The 21,937-nt window shown below is 45.3% G+C and carries 17 protein-coding genes; 10 read left to right on the top strand and 7 right to left on the bottom strand.

From position 1 onward, the window contains the following. Positions 1-75: 75 nt before the first annotated feature. Positions 76-984: an abortive infection family protein gene (locus ACTXGL_RS03660; RefSeq protein ID WP_443524960.1), complete on the bottom strand. Its 909-nt coding sequence runs from the start codon at positions 982-984 to the stop codon at positions 76-78. 217 nt (positions 985-1,201) lie between these two features. On the opposite strand from ACTXGL_RS03660, the gene ACTXGL_RS03655 reads away from it, so the two are divergent. Beyond that, entirely contained in the window at positions 1,202-2,245 is a 1,044-nt protein-coding gene (locus tag ACTXGL_RS03655) for an NAD(P)H-dependent flavin oxidoreductase (protein ID WP_443524958.1), read from the top strand. Positions 2,246-2,247: 2 nt separating this feature from the next. On the opposite strand, the gene ACTXGL_RS03650 is transcribed toward ACTXGL_RS03655, so the two are convergent. Together ACTXGL_RS03650 and ACTXGL_RS03645 are read right to left on the bottom strand one after the other, a co-directional pair. Beyond that, positions 2,248-3,195 (bottom strand): alpha/beta fold hydrolase, encoded by a 948-nt coding sequence (locus ACTXGL_RS03650; RefSeq protein ID WP_443524956.1) that lies wholly within the window; start codon positions 3,193-3,195, stop codon positions 2,248-2,250. An 86-nt stretch (positions 3,196-3,281) separates the two neighbouring features. Continuing rightward, complete coding sequence (locus ACTXGL_RS03645; RefSeq protein ID WP_443524954.1) at positions 3,282-4,004, bottom strand: aspartate/glutamate racemase family protein; 723 nt, start codon at positions 4,002-4,004, stop codon at positions 3,282-3,284. Positions 4,005-4,308: 304 nt separating this feature from the next. On the opposite strand from ACTXGL_RS03645, the gene ACTXGL_RS03640 reads away from it, so the two are divergent. From ACTXGL_RS03640 to ACTXGL_RS03625, 4 genes are all read left to right on the top strand, one after another. After that, positions 4,309-4,563 carry a DUF2798 domain-containing protein gene (locus ACTXGL_RS03640; RefSeq protein ID WP_319050797.1) on the top strand — a complete coding sequence of 85 codons (255 nt, stop codon included), beginning with the start codon at positions 4,309-4,311 and terminating at the stop codon, positions 4,561-4,563. Positions 4,564-4,858: 295 nt separating this feature from the next. Beyond that, a complete protein-coding gene (locus ACTXGL_RS03635; RefSeq protein WP_443524952.1) occupies positions 4,859-5,836 on the top strand; it encodes a zinc-binding dehydrogenase in 978 nt (325 codons plus the stop codon). A gap of 197 nt (positions 5,837-6,033) precedes the next feature. Then, a complete protein-coding gene (locus ACTXGL_RS03630; protein ID WP_443524951.1) occupies positions 6,034-7,038 on the top strand; it encodes a YhdH/YhfP family quinone oxidoreductase in 1,005 nt (334 codons plus the stop codon). Between the two features lie 199 nt (positions 7,039-7,237). Continuing rightward, entirely contained in the window at positions 7,238-8,086 is an 849-nt protein-coding gene (locus ACTXGL_RS03625; RefSeq protein ID WP_443524950.1) for an HNH endonuclease, read from the top strand. Positions 8,087-8,298: 212 nt separating this feature from the next. Here the strand turns inward: ACTXGL_RS03625 and guaA are convergent, their stop codons facing one another. Continuing rightward, positions 8,299-9,909, bottom strand: coding sequence for a glutamine-hydrolyzing GMP synthase (guaA, locus tag ACTXGL_RS03620; protein WP_443524948.1), 1,611 nt, complete (start codon positions 9,907-9,909; stop codon positions 8,299-8,301). 573 nt (positions 9,910-10,482) lie between these two features. Here guaA and ACTXGL_RS03615 point away from each other — a divergent pair. Then, a complete protein-coding gene (locus tag ACTXGL_RS03615; protein ID WP_443524947.1) occupies positions 10,483-12,465 on the top strand; it encodes a YadA-like family protein in 1,983 nt (660 codons plus the stop codon). 247 nt (positions 12,466-12,712) lie between these two features. Beyond that, the gene (locus ACTXGL_RS03610) at positions 12,713-13,774 is read left to right on the top strand and encodes a hypothetical protein (protein WP_443524946.1); all 1,062 of its coding nucleotides are present in this window, start codon (positions 12,713-12,715) and stop codon (positions 13,772-13,774) included. Positions 13,775-13,907: 133 nt separating this feature from the next. On the opposite strand, the gene ACTXGL_RS03605 is transcribed toward ACTXGL_RS03610, so the two are convergent. After that, the gene (locus ACTXGL_RS03605; protein ID WP_443524945.1) at positions 13,908-15,062 is read right to left on the bottom strand and encodes a MalY/PatB family protein; all 1,155 of its coding nucleotides are present in this window, start codon (positions 15,060-15,062) and stop codon (positions 13,908-13,910) included. Positions 15,063-15,252: 190 nt separating this feature from the next. Here ACTXGL_RS03605 and ACTXGL_RS03600 point away from each other — a divergent pair, with 190 nt between their 5' ends. After that, positions 15,253-15,744 carry a cupin domain-containing protein gene (locus ACTXGL_RS03600; protein ID WP_443524944.1) on the top strand — a complete coding sequence of 164 codons (492 nt, stop codon included), beginning with the start codon at positions 15,253-15,255 and terminating at the stop codon, positions 15,742-15,744. A 109-nt stretch (positions 15,745-15,853) separates the two neighbouring features. Here ACTXGL_RS03600 and ACTXGL_RS03595 read toward each other — a convergent pair whose 3' ends face one another. Continuing rightward, on the bottom strand, positions 15,854-16,654 hold the full coding sequence (locus tag ACTXGL_RS03595; protein ID WP_443524943.1) for a crotonase/enoyl-CoA hydratase family protein: 801 nt from the start codon (positions 16,652-16,654) through the stop codon (positions 15,854-15,856). Between the two features lie 260 nt (positions 16,655-16,914). On the opposite strand from ACTXGL_RS03595, the gene ACTXGL_RS03590 reads away from it, so the two are divergent. After that, positions 16,915-17,622, top strand: coding sequence for a LysE family translocator (locus tag ACTXGL_RS03590; protein WP_443524942.1), 708 nt, complete (start codon positions 16,915-16,917; stop codon positions 17,620-17,622). Between the two features lie 65 nt (positions 17,623-17,687). Further along, a complete protein-coding gene (rlmF, locus tag ACTXGL_RS03585) occupies positions 17,688-18,725 on the top strand; it encodes a 23S rRNA (adenine(1618)-N(6))-methyltransferase RlmF (RefSeq protein ID WP_443524940.1) in 1,038 nt (345 codons plus the stop codon). A 334-nt stretch (positions 18,726-19,059) separates the two neighbouring features. Here rlmF and gyrB read toward each other — a convergent pair whose 3' ends face one another. Then, the gene (gene gyrB / locus ACTXGL_RS03580; protein ID WP_443525531.1) at positions 19,060-21,612 is read right to left on the bottom strand and encodes a DNA topoisomerase (ATP-hydrolyzing) subunit B; all 2,553 of its coding nucleotides are present in this window, start codon (positions 21,610-21,612) and stop codon (positions 19,060-19,062) included. Between the last annotated feature and the right edge of the window lie 325 nt (positions 21,613-21,937).

Below are 21,937 nucleotides of genomic sequence, written 5' to 3'. Positions count from 1 at the left end.
GGTCATCTTTTTGGTGGCTTGGATAATTGGCTCTTTTACTTTCTAAGTTGGTAAAACTCCTTCAAAAGACAAATTTTAATCATCTTTTCTCATTTCATGAGTCTCCAGTAAGTATATAGCCAAGGTAGATGATGCTCCAACTGCTAACTTAGCGTGCCTAGGTTGTAACCCTTTAAATTCACTATCTTTACCGTGACCACTGCCATATTCGTTTCTAACTTCTGCAATGCCTTGGATAACAGCGGATAAACTACCTAGAATCTGTCTTATTGACCTCGCCGCTTTTGCTTCGTTAGATATATCATCAGGCGTAATTTTGAGTAGTTTAGTAGTTTCTCTCATTAATTTAGATAAGTCCCAGTTTTTATTATATTCTTCTTGCCTACTTTTAAAGATTGATTTACAAGCAGTTTCAATCAACTCCTTCGCTACTCCTATCGCTTGATAAGGTGAAGTCTCAATTGATGATTCCATTAAATTAATCTGCTGAGAAACGTAATCAGCGTTAAAAATGATTTTAATCTCATTACCTTTTTTTTCTATAGAAGCTTTGCCAGTAAATTTTTTTCTTCCACTAAAAGTTGGTCTATTAAAAATATGAACTGCTTCGACAATTTCAAAATCGTCATGACTTAGAATTTTATTGAAGATATCAAGAAGCATTTTTACTTCTTCTCTATCTGTTCTTACTACTGGATGTATCATATGACACAAGAAATCCAGAAAGATATTATCGTTGCAATCTAGCAAATTGAACCTACTATCATAAAAAACCCAGTCGTCATCCCAATCGTGGTTATTAAATATATGCTGCCAAATATCACCTTTAGCATTTGGATACCTACTATCAGTTGAAGAGAGGCTTTCTAAATCATAAAGTCTGGATAAAAATGTGGTTTCATCTAACCTTCCAGCCCAATCGATACTTCCTATCTGAATAGAATCAAATATATCGCGTCGAGTAATTGAAGATATTTTATTCATTAGTTATTTCCAACTTTCTTTGACTAGGTGTTTAGTAATCTCAAGTATATGTATTAACAAGCTTCAACTACAGTTTTATAGCCAACTACTTTAACTACAACTTTGTAGTCAAAACTCACCTCTTCATTCAGAAACTAAATAAACACTATCTAACACGCGCACTGCCTTCCTCTGCTACAGTAAGCCATGCAAATATCCTAATAAAAAGGAGCCATTCATGAGCTTACTTGATACTCTAAACTTAACCTACCCGATCATCCAAGCACCGATGGCAGGCGCAACCACACCTGAACTGGCAGCGACGGTAAGTAACTTTGGTGGGTTGGGCTCATTGGGATCTGGCATGACCGCACCAGATGTTTTGAATAGCCAAATCAATACGATTAAGACCCTGACCGACCGTCCTTTTATGATTAATCTGATGGTGCTCTCCGAGTATGATTCGAACATTTTTGATACCGCTATACCTGCTTGGCTAAGTGAGTACTATCAAGAGAATGGCATAGTCGCCGAATTACCTGAACGCCCTGCTCAAAATTTCACAGATCAGCTACAAGTACTCTATGACAACCCTGTGCCTGTTGCCAGTTTTACCTTTGGTCTTATCAGTGCTGAGCAAGTTCAGCGTCTGCAAAGTCTCGGCACATGCGTCATCGGTACGGCAAATCATCCATTAGAAGCCAAAGCATGGAGCGAGATTGGTGCTGATGCGGTCTGTGTACAAGGGGCAGAAGCTGGCGGTCATCGCGGTGGCTGGTTGCCACAAAGCGAAACCGATCCTTTGGGATTGCTGACACTGATTAGCCAAACGCGCGCATGCACAGAGATTCCGTTGATTGCAGCAGGTGGCATCATGACAGCACAAGATATCAAGGCAGTACAAGCCGCTGGTGCTGAGCTTGCGCAACTGGGAACAGCGTTTTTGACCACAGATCAGTGCGGTATTAATGACACGTATAAACAAGCTCTCATTGATGCCAGGCAAGGGTTACGCAGTAGTGAGACACGCTTAACTCGATTGTTTTCAGGTAAGCTCGCTCGTGGTTTATTAAACGATTATCTACGTGATTTTGCTCAGTTTGAGAACACGGATGTGCTACCACCCTACCCGCAACTCAATGCTATGACTAAGTCTATGCGCGCGCATGCTACTCATAGTCTTGATGCAGAACATCTATCATTATGGGCAGGACAAGGGGTAGCTTTAGTCAAACAAGAAAGCACACTTGACCTGCTTGAACGGTTGGTAAAACAGCTATAGGTTTACTTACTTTTTAGCCGGTCGCGAAACCCTTTATAATCCTCAGCCGTCTGATCTACCGCCTCGACCATCGGCACATGGCCAACCTTAGGCATCATAATGACTTGCGCCTGTGGGATGATTTCTTTGATCAACTTTGTGGTTTCAGGTTTGATAACTCGGTCTTCTTCGCCCCAAACGACCAGCGTTGGGAGATTATATTTTGCGACGACTGCGGCACGTGTCTCGACATTGTCTACCACGATTTGCTCAAGAATGTTGGCATGTAGCGCTTTATTTTCAATACGCTCTTGGGCAAAGACTGCTTGCACTGTTTTGGGCAGATAAGGCGGTTTGTACATGACAAACTCATACAGCTTGTAGAAATCTTCTGTTTTATTGATCAATAGTGGGTTGTTCTCAAGCGTGGCATTTTCTAGTGATTTTGGGACACCTGCTGACCAAAATCCTGCACTGTCGATGAGCCAAAGACTTTTGATATCGGTTGGATACTTTGCTGCATATGCCACGCTGATAGCACCGCCCATTGAGTTACCACCTAGATGAAGGTTTGAAGCGGTGCCCTTCGCTTGCATCAACTCATGTAAGCGCTGAGCCTGTGCGTCTGCGCGATAGTCTGCACTATCGGGCTTGCTTGAGTCACCAAATCCTAGTAGGTCTGGGATAATGAGGTGATAGTCTCCAAGCTCGCTTGCAACACGCGTAAAGCTGTCTTTGTTACTACCAAACCCATGAATCAACAATAAAGGCTCAGCAGCGGTATTGTTGTTTTCGGCATACGTCAGCTGCTCACCTGACGCCAGTGTAAATACCTTAGTGGTCAGATCAGACTTATTGCGCTCGTGTTGGATGATTTTTTGGGTTGTGGCAACGGTGAAACTATTAGGCGTTGTACAACTGGCAACAGACAAAGCCAAGAAAAGAGGAAAACATATACGCATCAATGACATCAAAACATCCTTATTAGTTATCAGTAAATGAGTTGCACAACACTTATTTATGCCACCCTTTTGTGCTCTAGCCTTTTCCACTGCCTTTATTGATTTAACAAAAACTCTACCGCAGCCGCAGCATGGATAGCAGTGGTATCAAATACAGGAATCGGGCTATCGGTTTCTTTGATAAGTAGACCAATCTCTGTACAGCCTAATATCACGCCTTCTGCTCCTTGCGCAGCCAAGTCCTTAATCACTTGACGATAATATTCTCGTGAGCTGTCTTTAAACTCACCGACACACAGCTCTTTTTTGATGACACGGTGTACCTCTACTCTTGCATCCTGCTCTGGTATCAGCACTTGCAAGCCTGCATCGATCAGATGCTGCTTATAAAAGTCCTGAGTCATCGTAAACTGCGTACCGAGTAGTACTACTGTGGTCAGGTTTTGCTTTTTGATAGCCTCGATAGTCGCATCAGCGATATGAATCAACGGCAGCGCTGTGACAGCTGCTACGTTATCAAACAATTTATGCATCGTATTGGAGGCGATCATGATTCCTTGCACGCCAGCTGCTTGCAAACGCTGAGTGCTGCTAGCCATGATCGTACCCAGCTCATCCCATTGACCTTGCTCTTGTAACTCATTGATCGCTGCAAAATCCACGCTATAGATCATCAAGTCTGCTGAATGTAGTCCGCCAAGCTGATGTTTGATGCCTTCATTAATCAGGCGATAATAGCTCTCGGTGCTCTCCCAGCTCATACCGCCGATGATGCCCAATGTTCGTTGTTCAAAATCTCGCTGTTGTTGATCTGCCATGTCACTCTCCTAGGTATTTTATCGTCTGGCTCATCGCCAATTATCGTAGCAACGCTGGCTATATATAGTGTGCGCGTTTACACCAATGCTATTTTGCTCAACACAAAACCCTTGTAATCAATATACAACGATTACTACCATTAATAATAACGATTTTACCTACTCATTTTTGAGGCGTATCATGTGCGCTCGTAGCCAACTATCCTGTCGGCTACGTTTGTTAATTACCGTAGATGTATACCATACGCCAGCATCATAGGCTGAGCGTCGCTATTTGCTACCATCCTGTAGGACACCGAACACTATGACAAACTTCCCCACTATCAGAATACGCATCCGCCGCAAGCTCTATCGCCTTATCTTTACAGGTCTGATGGCGATGATGATGTCGCTTATCATCTCGTCAGCGCTATTATTGGTAAAAGTAGGCTACGTTGATGGCTTTTTTGCAGAATTGATGCACTCTTGGGGACTGGCCTTTATCTTTGCGTGGCCGAGCGCGTATATCTGTGCCTATATGATACAAGAGCATGTCCTCAGTCGTATTGAGTTTTATTAGACCATAATGTAGCAGACAAAAATATTACCGATGTAAGCCAAGCTTTCTATAATAAAATCCATTTAGCACGAATGTATCCACTGTCTAGACGACCAGTCTATTTTTAAGTATAGTATCCTTTTTCAAGTATAGTATCTTTGTGAATCGATGGCCTATATTTATCATTATCGTGGTATTGTTTTCACTCGAACAAAAAAATATTGGTGAATAACCTTGATAACATCATGTTTTAGCTGGTTATTCAGACTCTTAATATACTTATAAATAAAATCATAAATAAGCAAAGGAAATCATCATGCGTAGTGCTATTCATAACAGTTTTGGTAAACCCTCCGACGTATTAAGCGTGGGCGACAGTCCCATGCCGCAGCCTGCTGCCAACGAAGTCCGCATCAAAACCATTCTCTCCCCTATTCACAACCATGACCTGCTAACCGTCAGTGGTCAATACGGCTATAAGCCTGAGATGCCAGCCATCGGTGGTAGTGAAGCGCTAGGTATCATCGATGCTGTCGGCGACGACGTCACAGATCTCAGTGTCGGTCAGCGAGTAGCGTGCGCTAGTGTACATGAGACATGGGCCGAGTATTTTGTCGCCCCTGCTGATATGGTATTTGTCATACCTGACAGTATCAAAGACGAGCTAGCAGCCCAGCTGATTGCTATGCCATTGTCTGCCTTGATGCTATTAGAGTTCTTAGAAGTCGATAGCGGTCAATGGATTATTCATAACGCTGCAAATGGCGCAGTCGGTAAGACACTAGCCATGCTCGCTGCTGCGCGCGGCGTGAATACCATCAATCTGGTGCGTAGTAAAGAGTCGCTTGAAGAGCTGACTGCACTCGATATTAAAAACAACGTCGTCACCGCTGACGATGATTGGAAAGACCAAGTCCGCGCCATCATCGGTGATGACAAGATTACCGCAGCCGTTGACTCGGTCGGCGGTGATTCAAGCAATGAGCTGCTATCACTACTGGGTAGCAAAGGCACGCTGGTCTCATTTGGTATCATGTCAGGCAAGCCAATGGCACTAGACGCTGGTAGCTTGATCTTTAAACAAGCGGTGGTAAAAGGGTTCTGGGGCAGCAAAACCAGTCAAGAAATGGATCTCGATAACAAACAACGTCTGATCGATGAGCTACTAGAGCGCGCTTCTAATGGCGACCTAAAACTCCCTATCGAAGCCATCTATAGTCTGGATGACATCACAACTGCCGTCTCTGGAAAAGTACAATCAAGCAAAAAAGGCAAGGTTATTTTAAAACCGTAAGCAATATATTACCCTTACAATGACTGTCCTCTAGAGAGGTAACATGACATCCAAAAGAGCCCGCTCGTATTACTCGTCAGATAATACTGTGGGCTTTTTTGCTTTGACCAGACGTCTCTAACCATAGTGCGGCGCTAGTATAGTTGCTACACCATCATCAATAAGTACCCATAATAAAACCGAATAAGGATATAACCATGTCAAACAACACAACATTCAAAGCACTCGTCGTCGAAGAAACCAGCGACGGTGAATTTAAAAAAAGTATCCAAGAGCGTAGTGTCAGCGACCTACCAGAGAACGACCTACTCATTGAAGTACACTACTCATCATTGAACTTCAAAGATGCAATGTCGGCGTCAGGCAACAAGCGAATCACGAGAGAATATCCACATACCCCTGGTATCGACGCAGCGGGCGTGGTCGTCAGTGATAAGTCAGGCACGTTTAGCGTAGGGCAAGAAGTATTGGTATTCGGCTATGATCTCGGTATGAATACCGACGGCGGTCTGGGTCAAATGATCTCTATCCCAGCAGATTGGGCGCTGGCGTGTCCAGAGACGCTGACGCTAAAAGAAGCGATGACCTATGGTACAGGCGGACTGACCGCAGCACTCAGTGTCCAAAAACTAGAGAAAATGGGCGCAAAACCAAGTGATGGTCCAGTTGCTGTCACTGGGGCAACAGGTGGCGTCGGTACGATCAGTATCGCTATCTTAAAGCAGCTCGGCTACGAGGTGATTGCGTTCTCAGGTAAGCCAGAGCAGAGCGATCATCTAAAAGAAGTGGGTGCAAGCGAAGTCCGTCATCGCGATACCATCAATGAAATCGGTAAAAAACCTGTCGGCCTTGAGCTGTGGGCAAACGCTATCGATACCCTCGGCGGTGAGTATCTATCTAACTTGCTCAAGCAAACCAAAGCGGGCGGCGCAGTGACCAATTGTGGTCTAGCAGGTGGTGCTGAGTTCTCCATGACGGTCATGCCATTTATCACTCGTGCCGTGTCACTATTGGGTATCGACTCGGTCTATATCCCGTTGGCTGATAAAGAAGCGATTTGGCAACGTGTCGCCACCGATATGAAATTGCCTAATATTGAGAGCTATGGTGAAGAGATTACGCTAGAGCAAACGCCAGAATACTTAGATCGCTTTATGTCTAGCAAAGTGGTTGGGCGTTATGTAGTAAATGTGAAGGGTTAGGATTTTAGCTTAAGGTCGAATTTTATAAATAGTAGCGGTGCTCTTTATCTAAAAGAGCACCGCTTTTTTTGGCATATATACAATGGAAAATTCGTTCATATTGAGACTTAGGATAAAAAGTCGAAAAACATGAATTGACTTTAACAAACTTAAGTTTACTATAATATCTTCATAGAGTATTAGTAATAAGGAAGTTAAATTGTTTGAGATAGGAGAAATTTATAATAGGCGTGCTGATATACACGGTAAATATAAGGGCCAACAATATGGTGGTATAGCTACTCCTGCCGCTCATCCATATATATTTATATTTACAGGTGATTCTGGTAGCGAGTATGGATATATTGACGATTTCGATCCTAATGGTACCTTTAAATACACAGGTGAAGGACAAGAGGGTGACATGAAAATGTCTAAAGGTAATTTAGCTATTCGCGATCATCAAAAAAACAATAAAGAAATCCTACTCTTTGAATCTACATCACGAGGTTATGTACGGCTTTTAGGAACATGCAATTATGTTTTTCATCATATTGAAAAGCGACCAGATAGAAATGGTAATCTTCGTGAGGCTATCATTTTCCATCTAGATATAGTTAACAATCGAAATATTGATGCAGCTCACACTCTAAATTCCAAAATAGTTGAATCACCTAAAGCGATGTACGTTACTAAGCCTAGCAAAGGCCAGTCATTACAAAAACTACGAGAGATTGCTTTAAGTTCAACACCAACCCAAGGAAGTACACAAGAAAAAATTCAGTCTATCCAAAACCGTAGTAGAGCAATTAAGCTTTATGCTAAGAAAAGAGCTAACGGCATATGCGAAGGGTGTAACGAGATAGCTCCATTTGAAACTAAGTCTGGACCTTACCTTGAAGTCCATCACTTAACTAGGTTGGCAGACGGTGGGGCAGACTTACCTCAAAACGTTATCGCGTTGTGTCCTATATGTCATCGAAAAGCTCACTACTCTCTAGATCATTTAGAGTTTAACAGTAGATTAATAGATACAGTTATTGCTATCGAAGCTCGTCTAAACCAATAAGGTACTTGTAACAACAAAAAAAAGCACCCAACTAAGTTGAGTGCTTTTTTATTTACGACAAGCTGTATATCAATTCAAAAAAGCTACTTTGAAAAGCTATTTAGATAAGTTTACGTAGTCTAAGATGGTAACAAGGCAACCGAGCGCAGATAGTACGTGTTTGTACATCTGCGCTCGGTTAACACCGTTACTGTTTAGAATACTTAAACGGACTACTCCCACTCAATCGTTGCAGGTGGCTTGCTCGACACATCATAAGTCACGCGTGATACGTCAGCGATTTCATTCATGATACGGTTCGATACCGTCTCGATCAGATCATACGGCAGATGTGCAAAGCGAGCCGTCATAAAGTCTACCGTCTCAACCGCACGTAGCGCGATTACCCACGCATAGCGGCGACCATCACCGACTACGCCGACAGACTTAATAGGTTGGAAGACCGCAAATGCTTGTGCCGTCTTGTCATACCAGCCTGAACGCTCAAGCTCTTGCATAAAGATAGCATCAGCCAAACGCAGGATATCAGCATATTCTTTTTTGACTTCACCAAGGATACGCACGCCCAAACCTGGACCTGGGAACGGATGACGATAGATCATTTTGGCTGGTAGGCCCAATGTGATACCAAGCTTGCGCACTTCATCTTTGAATAAATCACGTAACGGCTCAATCAGTTTGAATGCCAAGTCATCTGGCAAACCGCCAACGTTATGATGGCTCTTAATCACGTGGGCTTTGCCTTGATGCGACTTAGCAGATTCGATAACGTCTGGATAAATCGTACCCTGTGCCAAGAACTCAACGACTTTACCATCGCTCTGCTCGCTCACTTGACGCGCGCTATCAGCGAATACGTCGATGAATGTCTTGCCGATGATTTTGCGTTTTTTCTCTGGATCAGACTCGCCTGCTAGCGCATCTAAGAACAAATCTTCAGCATCAACACGGATGACTTTTACACCCATGTTTTCGGCAAAGATTTGCATCACTTGGTCGCCTTCGTGCAGACGCAATAGACCATTATCAACAAACACACAAGTCAGCTGATCACCGATTGCTTTATGCAATAGCGCGGCAACGACTGAACTGTCGACACCGCCCGATAGACCTAGCAATACCTGCTTGTCACCGATTTGCTCTTTTAGCTGTGCGATACGCATATCAGCGATATTGTCTGGCGTCCACTCACCTGCGCACTCGCAGATTTGATGGACAAAACGACCCAGCAACTCTTGACCTTGTAGCGTATGCGTGACTTCTGGATGGAACTGTAGACCGTAGTATTGCTTGTCATCATTGGCCATAATTGCAATCGGACAGCTTGGCGTGCTGGCGATGATATCGAAGCCTTCAGGCGCTTCGATGACTTTATCGCCATGACTCATCCAAACGTTTAGCTTAGCAGCCGCGCCGTCAGTCTTGCTGTCTTCGATACCGTCAGTGAGCTGTGAATGACCAGTGACATCAATGGTCGCGGCTCCAAACTCATGAATATCACTAGCATGAACCTGCCCGCCGAAACGATCTGCCATCGCTTGCATACCGTAGCAGATACCTAATACGGGCACGCCTAGCTCAAACACTGCATCGTTGATACGTGGGCTGTTTTCAGCATGAACGCTCTCAGGACCACCTGATAAGATGACGCCTTTTGCACCAAAATCGATGATGCGCTGAGTATCGATGTCATAAGGGAACATCTCACAAAACACCCCAGAATCGCGCACACGGCGGGCGATTAACTGACTGTATTGCGAGCCAAAATCGAGGATTAAGATGCGATCTTCTTTGATTGTAGGAGTGGCAGCGGCAGTGGTCATAAATCGATGTCCATCAATAGATAAATTGGTGCCCTATTTTAACAAGTTTACGCCTCATAAGGGTTACTTCCTCCGCAATATTTTACTATTCAATCATTTTCTTTGGAAAAAACATTCAATCCTGTCATTTAAACGACCTTGTCCTCTGGCATCCTGTTATTTTTCAATCGTATTGTTGTATGTTCAAGACTTTCCTGACTTTCCTGACTTTTCACTTGCTATAGCACCATGTCTATATAACGACTCTTACTTTTTATAGCGGCTCTTTAGTCAGTATATTTTAGCTGTAAATCTTCTCAAGAGTACAACGACTACACCCACTTAACACCTGTCCTTAAATGACGATAAAGCACTGCTATCCAATAAAAAATATATTCAAACAATAGCGAAATATTAGTCGATTTTTGTTACGACTCCGTGTACATTGTTAAGAGGTTCTTACTATCACAGAGACAATAAACCATTAAATCATTTAGATAAATGCCCTATAAATATGGGGGTCAATACGCCTTTACTCACACTTGTCGTACCAACCACAAGGCTCGTAGGAGCTTTTATCAAAGGAATAAGATTATGCAAAAGGAATTTTCAAAGCGCTCAGCACTTAAGCTTAGCTCACTCACTTTAGCAGTTGCTGCAGCAACATTGACTTCGGTTTCTGCTTTTGCTGATACCACTCCAGACTGTAATGCAGGCACTGATGCCACCGCTCTAGAGTGCGGTGTCAATGCGGCTGCAACAGGTGTAGATGCGCTTGCTGTTGGTACAGACTCCACAGCAACTGGTAACTCAACTACAGCGGTTGGCGGCGAGTCAGTGGCGAGTGGTCCTGGTGCTACTGCTATCGGCTGGCAAGCAGTTACTGCAGGCAATCGATCAACCGCACTGGGTCATCAGACCTCTGCAATCGGTGTTCAGTCAGTTGCTGTCGGTGAGGATGCAACGGCGACAGGTAACGGTGCTATCGCGATTGGTGGTAATAATGATGTCAATAATGACGGGAACTTAGACGAAGATGGTGTTGGCTCAAATGCCAATGGTAATGACGCTGTAGCAATCGGTGCTGGTGCTAGCGCGCAAGGCAACTCTACGACAGCGGTTGGTGGCGAATCAGTGGCAACTGGCCCTGGTTCCACTGCTATCGGTTGGCAGTCGGGTGCAAATGCAGAGCGTGCGCAAGCATTCGGTCATTTGGCTCAAGCAAATGGTGTGCGCTCTACAGCAGTTGGTGAAGCAGCTTTTGCTGGTGGAACCAATGATACTGTGGCTGTCGGTAACTTGACGCAGGCCAATGGTAATTCGACGACGGTATTGGGCGGCGAAGCCTTTACTGGAACAGTGGCTGATGGTACAGATTTAAATGCAGGTGCTCTAACTTCTACAGGCGAGACAGCAGGTGCGACTGCCCTCGGTTGGCGTGCAACGGCTACGGCAGAGAGAGCGACCGCAGTCGGTCATTTAGCCAGTGCTACTGGTGTTCGTTCTACCGCAGTCGGTGAAGACGCTTTTGCTGGCGGGACTAACGATACCGTGGCTATCGGTAACAAGACTCAAGCCAATGGTAATTCGACGACGGTATTAGGCGGCGAAGCCTTTACCGGAACAGTGGCGGATGGTACAGATTTAAACGCAGGCTCTCTAACTTCTACGGGTGAGACTGCAGGTGCGACCGCTGTGGGTTGGCGTGCAACGGCTACCGCAGAGAGGGCGCAGGCTTTTGGTCATCTAGCCAGTGCTTCTGGCGTACGCTCACTTGCTGTAGGCGAAGATGCTAGTGCTGAATCAGACAATGCAATTGCTATCGGTAATAACTCAGTCGCCTCAGGTCTCGATGGTGTAGCGGTTGGCGGCGATAGAAGCGGCGAGCGTCAAACGACCGCTTCTGGTACCTCTTCTACTGCTATCGGCGCGCAAGCCCAAGCGACGCAAGCGGGTGCGACCGCAATCGGCTGGCAGTCAACCGCTAGTGGCGTTCGTGCACAGGCCTTTGGTCATCTGGCATCTGCAACGGGCGAACGCTCTACTGCTGTGGGTGAAGCTGCGCAAGCACAAGGTTCAGGATCAGTAGCACTGGGTAATCAGTCATCTGCTAGTGGCTCAAACGGTATCGCTATTGGTAATGGTGCTGCAGCGGCAAACGACAATCAAATCGTCTTAGGTAGCACAAACCAACTGCAAGAGAGCACTCTATCACAATCTGGCGTAACCAATATTGTGACAACGGATGCAAGTGGTACGCTAGGTACTCTTAATATGGAGTCCCTAGCAACATCAAGACAATTCAACGATTTGCGTAGTCAATACAACCGTCAAGAAGACCGCTTAGATGAAGCAGAAGATGGTATTGCGATGGCTCTATCGATGGAAACCCCAGTTATCCCTTCAGGTAAGCGTTACGCCATGACTATCGGTACGGGCTATTACAATAGCAGCTCAGCCATCAGCGCCTCATTCGCTGGTCGAGTCAGTGACAGTATCACTATCTCAACTGGTGCAGGTTTCGGTACTGACACGGGTAAAGTAGGCGCACGCGGCGGGGTAACCTTTGCTTGGTAAGTGTTGCTTAGTGATTTTCGTTTGATAATTTTGGCTTAGCAACTGGCTCGTCTATTAATTGATATACGGGCTAGTCAATAAACAGATATCTACCTCGTCTGCATGCGTATTTGAACATAGCGAGGTAGATATCTCTTAGCGTTAGAAGTTTACTCAACATAAATAAAAATTCGTTTCACAGAGACGTGTTTACGGTTCCATCAAAACAACTAGGAAGTCTTTAACTATTTTAACAGAGGAAAAAACTATGAAAATTGCAGTCTCGTCATACTCAGCACGAAAGATCAGCACTCTTGCCCTAACAGTTGCCGCGGCGTCTTTGAGCACTACCGCTGTGATGGCAGCTGAATGTCAGATCAATGATGCCAATACCCAAACCATTATGGGTGCCACTAGCAACGTCAAATCTGCCATTGCCTGTGGTAGCGCAGCAACTGCTGGCGGTACTAACGATACTGTCGCTATCGGTAGCAAAGCCAATGCTGGCATGAACTCTGCCACAGCGGTCGGTGGTCAAGCCAATGCAGCCGGTCTAGGGTCTACGTCTATCGGTTGGCAATCAAAAGCTACTGCTGAGCGTGCACAAGCCTTTGGTCATCTCGCCAATGCTAGCGGTGTACGAGCAACGGCAGTCGGTGAAGCTGCAATGGCTGGTGGAACTAACGATACTGTCGCTATCGGTAACAAAGCCAATGCTGGTATGAACTCTGCTACAGCGGTCGGCGGTGAAGCTAATGCAGCGGGCCTAGGGTCTACCTCTATCGGTTGGCAGTCAAAAGCCACGGCTGAGCGAGCACAAGCGTTTGGTCATCTCGCCAATGCTAGCGGTGTACGTGCAACGGCAGTCGGTGAAGCTGCAATGGCTGGTGGAACTAATGACACTGTCGCGGTCGGTAACAAAGCCAATGCTGGCATGAACTCTGCCACAGCGGTCGGCGGCGAAGCCAATGCAGCAGGTCTAGGGTCTACCTCTATCGGCTGGAAATCAAAAGCCACGGGCGAGCGAGCGCAAGCGTTTGGTCACCTCGCCAATGCTAGCGGCATACGTGCAACGGCAGTTGGTGAAGCTGCTGCAGCACAGGGTGAAGCCTCTATTGCTATCGGTAATATCTCGGTTGCTAGCGGTTTGAACAGCATTGCTATCGGTAACGGCGTCAAAGCAACCAATAAACATCAAGTCGTCTTGGGTAATGCAGGACAAGTTAAATCAAGTACCGCCTCACAGACAGGTCAAGTCAGTATCGTAACGATTGATGAGAACGGCACGTTAGGTACCATGCTTGTTGATTATTACAAAGCAGCTCAGTAATCCTAACAACTATTAGTCATGCTATGAACAGCAAAAACCCCGCTATTGCGGGGTTTTTTATATCTCACTATGACGAAACTTATGAGCAAATCATTTGATAATAGCTCCTGTATATAGCTTTTATATACAGGAACTATATAGTGCTCAAAGCGTGATGGATGCGGTTTAATCCCTCTATCAACACCGCTTGAGGACAAGCCACGTTAAGGCGCATTTTTGAATGCCCTTCCTCACCATATTTAATTCCAGCATTGAGCTCCACTTTTGCTGCACGCAGCGCATTATAAAGTTGTTGATCGTCTTGACTATAGGCTGCACAATCTAGCCAGATCAAATAGGACGCTTCTGGACGCATGACCTTGATCTTAGGCAAGTGCTCAGCGAAATACTGCATGGTTAGATCAATATTACCCTCAATATATTCCAGCGCCTGTGACAACCATTCACTGCCCTCGCTATACGCACTACGCATCGCTGTGTATGCAAATAAATTCAGTTCATACTCGTCGTTTAGCTGCTGCTGCTGGCTGATTTTTTGGATTAATGCTGCATCCTTAGCAAAGATCATTGAGCCTTTGATACCCGCGATATTGAAGGTTTTGGTCATAGAGGTTAGGCTAACTACCTTATGTTCATATCCTGCCGCTAGTGTTAAAAACGGCGTAAAAGCATACCCACTCAGGGTCAAATCTTGGTGAATCTCGTCACTGACAATCGCCACATCATGTTTTTTGCAAATGGTAAGCAGTGTATTCAGCTCATCTGCTGTCCACACGCGCCCGCCCGGATTGTGTGGATTGCAAAGTAAATATAGCTTCACATCATGCTCGATAATCTTGGCTTCGATATCGACCAAATTCAAACGATATTTGTCTTCGCTCTCTTGTAGTGAGGAAGTAATGAGCGTGCGCCCATTTTGCTCAACCTTACTCATAAATGGCGTATAGATCGGAGCGTTGACCAGTACCGCATCCCCTACATCGGTGAAGACATTCATCATTAGCGCTAGGCTTGGCACGACACCCGGAGAGAACAATATATTTTCTTGATTAAGCGCCAAATCATAGCGACTGCCGTGCCAATTAATAATTGCGTCATACAGCGCTTTGGTGGGTTTGGTATAACCCAGTATGCCATGCTGCACGGCTTGCTCGATCGCGTTTAAGATAGGCGGGGCAGCTTTGAAATCCATATCTGCCACCCATAGCGGAATCGTATCGTCGCTATAGTGCCATTTGAGCGACCCTGTATCCCGTCTGTCGACGACTTCATCAAAGTTATATGACACCTGCACGCTCCTAAATCTAAAGATAATGACCTAGAGTACAACAGGAGTAGCATCATCACCAATCGCTTTATGAGAATTAGACAAACGCGCGATGACATTAACAAAATCATGCCTACTTTGTACTTTTTGCAACCTAATACTGTTAGATAATAACTGTGTGAACTCAAAATAAAAATCATGGAGACTGATGATGACGACAGAACAAAAGCCGCGTAAGGATACGCAAACATATGTCTTAACCAAATCCGATATCGATAACACCGCCGAGACCAAGCATGTCCACCAGTTTAACGAACACGCTATTCGCCATACAGTGTCGCTCAGTGATATTGCCGGTCTGACCAAATTTGGCTTGCACCTGGTGCGCGTTGAGGCAGGCGATGAGACAACGACCCATCACTATCATGAGGAGTCAGATGAGTTTATTTATGTGCTGTCAGGTGAGCTGTCACTACGCTATGGTGATGAGCAGTATCAGCTAACGGCTGGCGATTTTGCGGCGTTCCCTGCGCATGGCGCGGCGCACTCGATGCGTAATGATAGCGATGCGGACGCCACTTATCTAATGGGCGGCAGCCGACCTGATATCGATATTACCCTGTATCCAGAGATCGACCGTAAGATGTATAAGATCCATGGCAAAAAAGAGTATGTGGATTTGGAGAATTTAGGAGAGGTATAGTTCGCACCTCATAAAAAACCTGCAATATCAGTAGTTGCTAGGAACGACACTGTTACGGCAGGTTTAAATACTTATCACGAGGCGTAATACTTTTTAATATGGTTAAGAACTATTTACCAGTAAACTCAGCTTCCCTTCTCTCAACCATCGCCATTACGCCTTCTTTTGCATCTTCTGAATGAAAGAGCGGTGGCAGATAGCTATGGATATTAGCCAGTGCCGTCGCGGCACCGTTGCGGCTCGCATCCTGCGCTGAGGAGAGTGCACCTCTAACACCTAGCGGCGCAGCCTTGCTTATTTCTTGGGCTAACGTCAATGCACGCTCATACTCAGTCCCATTTGCCACCACTTCACTGATCAAGTTCAGACGATCAGCCGTTTGCGCATCGAAGGCTTTACCCGTAAGTAGATACGGCATGGCTTTTTGCCAGCCTGCCGCCGCAACGAAACGTACCGTCGCCCCGCCAAATGGCATGATGCCGCGTTGGACTTCCATTTGGGCAAAGTTGCAGTTGTCACTGGCGATAACCACGTCACTATTGAGCATCAGCTCGATAGCTACCGTAAAGCATGTGCCTTTTACCGCGACCACTACTGGCTTAGTACGTAGCTTTCCACTGATACCCCATGGATCAATTTGATTGTCATCAAACTCAAACACACCGTCGTTTAGCTTGTCTTGTAGCTCGACCAAATCTAGCCCAGCGGTAAAGTGATCGCCATGGGCGAAGATAAGCGCACAACGTAAATGATCATCGTTTTCATATCGGCTCATGGCTTCGGAGAGCTGAGCAATCATATGACTGTCAAAGGCGTTACGTTTGTTAGCGCGATTTAGCCCTATAAGGCAGACGTGACCGTCAGTATCATAGGTGATGCGATTGTCTTGAGTATTACTGTCCGTTGTCATGGTACTGTCCTTGTTGAAATAATTTTTTGTATTAAGTGGTTATATCGCTCACATCGCTCAATCTCGATTGCTTATTGATAGAGATATATTGATAGAGATTTGTCGATAGTTCTGTCTTTAATCTGACTTTTAATATAGACATCATGATGCCATAACACAAGCAGTAGAGATGACTTGCATGAAGCTTAATCGATAAAAGTTGACCTCATTTGCGATAAGTGCAACTATAATTCAGGTTCAGGTAGCGTACAGGGTATTTTATGGAATTTTGGCATGGGTTTTTGCTTATCACGAGCGTTCATTTACTAGCGGCCGCCTCACCAGGTCCTGATTTCGTCTTGGTTTCACAGCAGACGTTAGCTAAGGGTCGCCGTACTGGTTTGATTTGTAGCTTGGGGATTACCTTGGGGCTGTCGGTACATATTATTTATTCGGTGCTAGGACTAGCAACAGTCATTGCTCACTCGCAGCCACTATTGACCGCGATTAAATGGTTGGGTGGTGGTTATTTGATCTATCTAGGGTGGCAAGGTATTCAGGCAAAACCAAAAAAGCCAGCAGAACTAGCAACATCCACAACGCAAGAGAACGCACCTATTGATCACTTACAAGCGAAGCAAAACGCATCTACTCATACCAAATCTATAAATAGTGAATCTTTGAATGCTGAGTCTGCCGTTGCCATATTGCGCCGTGGGTTTTTCTGTAATGTCTTTAATCCAAAAGCGCCTGTTTATTTTGTGGCTATCTTTACCCTCGTCTTATCGCCAGACATCCCACTTTGGCAACTGGCCATCTATGGTGTGTGGATGATGGTATTACAGATGGCATGGTTTAGCACCGTGGTGATACTACTCTCTATTCCTGCGATTCACCGCCGCTTTCAGCGTTTTGAGCATTGGATCGACCGTGTATTGGGGTCGGCGATGATTGTATTGGGACTCAACCTGATTTTGCGTCATCGATAACTCATTTGTGAGCGGTGAAATCTGCTACACTGCTGACTTATATCCATATATCGTAGCCTGACATTATGACAAGTAAGCCCATGACCCGTAATCCTGCCAATAGCAAACATAGAAACCGATCGCCTGCGACCGCCAAAAAACTTGGTCAGCTGCATCCGCGAAACCCGCACCAAGGTCGTTACGACTTTGCCGTATTGACACGCGCGTTGCCTGAGCTTGCTGAGCACACCATCACCAACCCCAAAGGCGAGCCGACGATTAATTTCTCGGATCATCAAGCGGTTCGCGTGCTGAACAAGGCGCTACTGGCAAATTATTACGGCGTTAAGTTTTGGGATATTCCAGACGGCTACTTATGTCCACCTATCCCTGGACGTGCCGATTATATCCACTATATTGCGGATTTACTCGCGCAAACCACGCATGTCAATGCCGACAACACACCGCCAACGGGCAAAGAGATTCATGCCCTTGATATTGGTACGGGTGCCAGTGCGATCTACCCGATCGTCGGTAGCCAAAGCTACGGCTGGCGCTTTACCGCAAGTGATATCGATCCGATTTCGGTCAATACTGCCGCCCTCATTTGTGACGCCAATCCTAAGCTAAAAAGCGCAGTCAAAGTAAAGCTGCAACCTGAGCCTAAGTTTATCTTTAAGAACATCATCGGTCGTCAAGATTATTTCGATGTGGTGGTTTGTAACCCTCCATTTCACGCGTCATTAGAAGAAGCGATGGAAGCCAACAGCCGCAAGCAACACAACTTGCAACGCCATCGTGGTAAAAATGAAAGCGAGCAGATCAGCCGTCATTCAACCAAGTCAGGTAACGCGGCGCAAAACCTAAACTTTGGTGGTCAGCATAAAGAGCTATGGAGCGAAGGTGGCGAGATTGCTTTCTTAACCAAGATGGCAAAAGAAAGCCAAAGCTTTGCTGAGCATGTCGGATGGTTCACAACACTGGTTTCAAAATCAGAAAACGTGAAACCTTTGCAACTGCTATTAAAGCAGCTGGATGTCGCGCAAATGCGTATTATCGAGATGAGCCAAGGTCAAAAAAGCACGCGTGTACTGGCTTGGCGCTTTGACACTGACGAAGAGTAACCCGTAGACATATCAGTTAATTTAAGTTTCACGTGAAACCAAAAAGCGCCGCTTTGATAGTCCAAGCGGTGCTTTCTATTGGGAATATTTTGGGATACAGTCTATACGTTATAAAAAAGAGATAATACGATCAAGTGATATTTTTCCTAGCCTATGAAGACGCCGTCATAGTAAGAAAGAAAAACATCATTTAATTAAGCGACTTTACAACTACGTATCTTTTACCTTATCTCAAGTGCTAGGTATAGCAAGCTTCATAAAAAAGGTTTCATGTGAAACAAAAAAAACCGCTTCGATTATCGAAGCGGTTTTTTTATATTATTGCTGATCAAACTTAAATGTCTAAATTTGACACTGTTAGTGCGTTTTCTTCGATAAAGATACGGCGCGGTTCGACATGATCACCCATTAGGCAAGTGAACATATGATCAGCGGCAATCGCATCTTCGATAGTGACGCGTAGCATCCGGCGATTTTCAGGATCCATAGTCGTATCCCATAGCTGGTCGGCATTCATCTCGCCCAGACCTTTATAACGCTGAACCGATAGACCACGACGTGCATCAAGCATCATCTGCTGCCACAGGTAATCAAAGTCGCGTATCGGCATGTCTTTACTACCACTGTTACTCTCGCGGCGAATAAAAGCATCGTCCTCAAGCAGGGTATTCCATTCACTCGATAAGCGTAACAGCTTGCTATACTCACCTGAGTTGATAAAGCTGGCATCTAGTAGATAATGATGCGCCAACTGGTGCACATATACCGTGACACGTGGTAGCCACTGAGCCTTAGTAGATAACGCCTCACTATCTGATGCTTCGCCTTCTTCAGCGCCTAGTACTGGTGCCATACCTAGTAAATCGGCTGCTGCTGCATCCATGTTTTCTGGCTGAGGCGCATGAATATTAACCAATTCAATCTCAGGGTTTAAATCGCTACCGAAATGATCGAGCTTGAGCTGCATCGCAGCTTTCCAGTCCTGCATTGCAGACTTATCATAAGTCATATCAGTGCTGAGCTTTGGCGTGTGGGTCAACGCGTCCAAAATCACCGCTGGAAAACGAATCTGCAAACGCGCTTTGATAAGCTGCGTTTGGTTATAATCATTCAGCAATGTCTCAAGCGCTTGACCAGTAATCGCAGGTGCATCGGCACTGACATGAAGCTTAGTATTATCAATCGTTGACGACAATAGATACGCTTTCAGCGCTTCATCATCTTTTAAGTACAACTCTTGACGACCTTTTTTTACTTTATACAGCGGTGGCTGAGCGATATATACATAACCGCGTTCAATCAGCTCAGGCGTTTGACGGAAGAAGAACGTCAACAGTAGAGTACGAATATGGGAGCCATCCACATCGGCATCGGTCATGATGATGATTTTGTGATAGCGCACTTTGTCCGGATTGTACTCATCAGGACCAATACCGCAGCCTAGTGCAGTAATCAGATTACCCACTTCAGCAGAAGATAGCATCTTGTCAAAACGTGCACGTTCGACGTTTAGAATTTTACCTTTTAATGGCAAGATTGCTTGGGTTTTACGGCTACGACCTTGCTTAGCTGAACCACCTGCAGAGTCACCCTCCACAATGTACAGCTCTGATAGTACAGGATCTTTTTCTTGGCAGTCAGCCAGCTTACCAGGCAGACCTGCAATATCTAAAGTAGTTTTACGACGGGTCATTTCACGCGCTTTACGAGCCGCATCACGCGCACGTGCTGCTTCCATAATTTTATTGGCAATGGCCTTACCCGCACTTGGGTTCTCTAACAGGTAATCATTGAACTTATCATGCATCGCTGACTCGACAGCAGACTTCACTTCACTCGATACCAGCTTATCTTTAGTCTGACTTGAAAACTTAGGATCTGGCACTTTCACCGAGACAATGGCCGTCAACCCTTCACGAGCATCATCACCAGTCGCCGCGACCTTCTCCTTTTTGAACAAGTTTTCGCGATCCATATAGCTGTTCAAGCCACGTGTGAGTGCTGAGCGGAAACCTGATAGATGCGTACCACCGTCTTTTTGCGGAATGTTGTTAGTAAAGCACAATACTTTTTCGTTATAAGTATCCGTCCACTGCAGTGCAACTTCAACACTAATACCGTCATCCTGCTGACTGGTAAAATGAAAAACTTCATTGATACCGTCTTTGCCCGCATTGATGTAGCTGACGAACTCTAGCAATCCACCTTTGTGCTCAAACTCGTGACGCTTATCAATGCGCTCATCGGTCAGAACGATACGCACGCCAGAGTTCAAGAATGATAGCTCGCGTAGGCGCTTTGCTAAAATATCATACTCAAAAATCGTACCAGTAAACACCTCACTACTTGGATAAAAGCGGATTTGTGTACCCGTTTGATCCGTTGCTTCCATTTGCTGAATATCAGCGTCAGGCACCCCATCAGTATAAGTCTGATGGTAGTGATAGCCTTCACGCCAGATATTCATCTCAAGCTTTTTAGACAACGCATTAACGACCGATACCCCAACCCCGTGCAGGCCACCCGATACTTTATAACTATTGTCATCGAACTTACCGCCTGCATGCAGGACCGTCATGATGACCTGTGCCGCTGATACCCCTTCTTCTGGATGAATATCAACAGGTACGCCGCGGCCGTTGTCCATCACGCTGACAGACTCATCTTCATGGATAATGATATCAATTTGATCACAGTGGCCGGCCAGTGCTTCATCGATAGAGTTATCCACGACCTCAAAGACCATGTGATGCAAGCCTGTTCCATCGTCAGTGTCGCCGATATACATACCAGGGCGCACGCGTACCGCTTCTAACCCGCGCAGTACACGGATATCTTTAGAGCTATAATCAGAAGGCAACCCTTCTGGCGCTACAACAGGGGCCATCGTTTCGGTAGCACTATCTGACGTCAGTTGTTCGTGGTCAATAGGTAATGAATCACTCATGTACATTCCTTAATCTAGCCATTATCAGCTGTTTCTTTATCAGCTCGCCTATAAGGCTAAGCTTTATGATGGCATTTTAAAATTAACTTTTATCGTCAAAACCTTGAGTGCACATAGATGATGAATATACTATCAACCATGATTATTTGGATGGGCGCACAATATTGAAATTATCGAACTATTTATTAACGATGACCTTTGTTATTGCAAACATGATAACAGCCATATAAAAAATAAAATGCATATATATCAATATGTTAAAATC

This window comes from Psychrobacter sp. T6-6 (genome assembly GCF_052258185.1).
GTDB lineage: Bacteria > Pseudomonadota > Gammaproteobacteria > Pseudomonadales > Moraxellaceae > Psychrobacter.
Note: the sequence above shows the minus strand (reverse complement) of the source record. Positions and strands in the feature narration are given on the sequence as shown.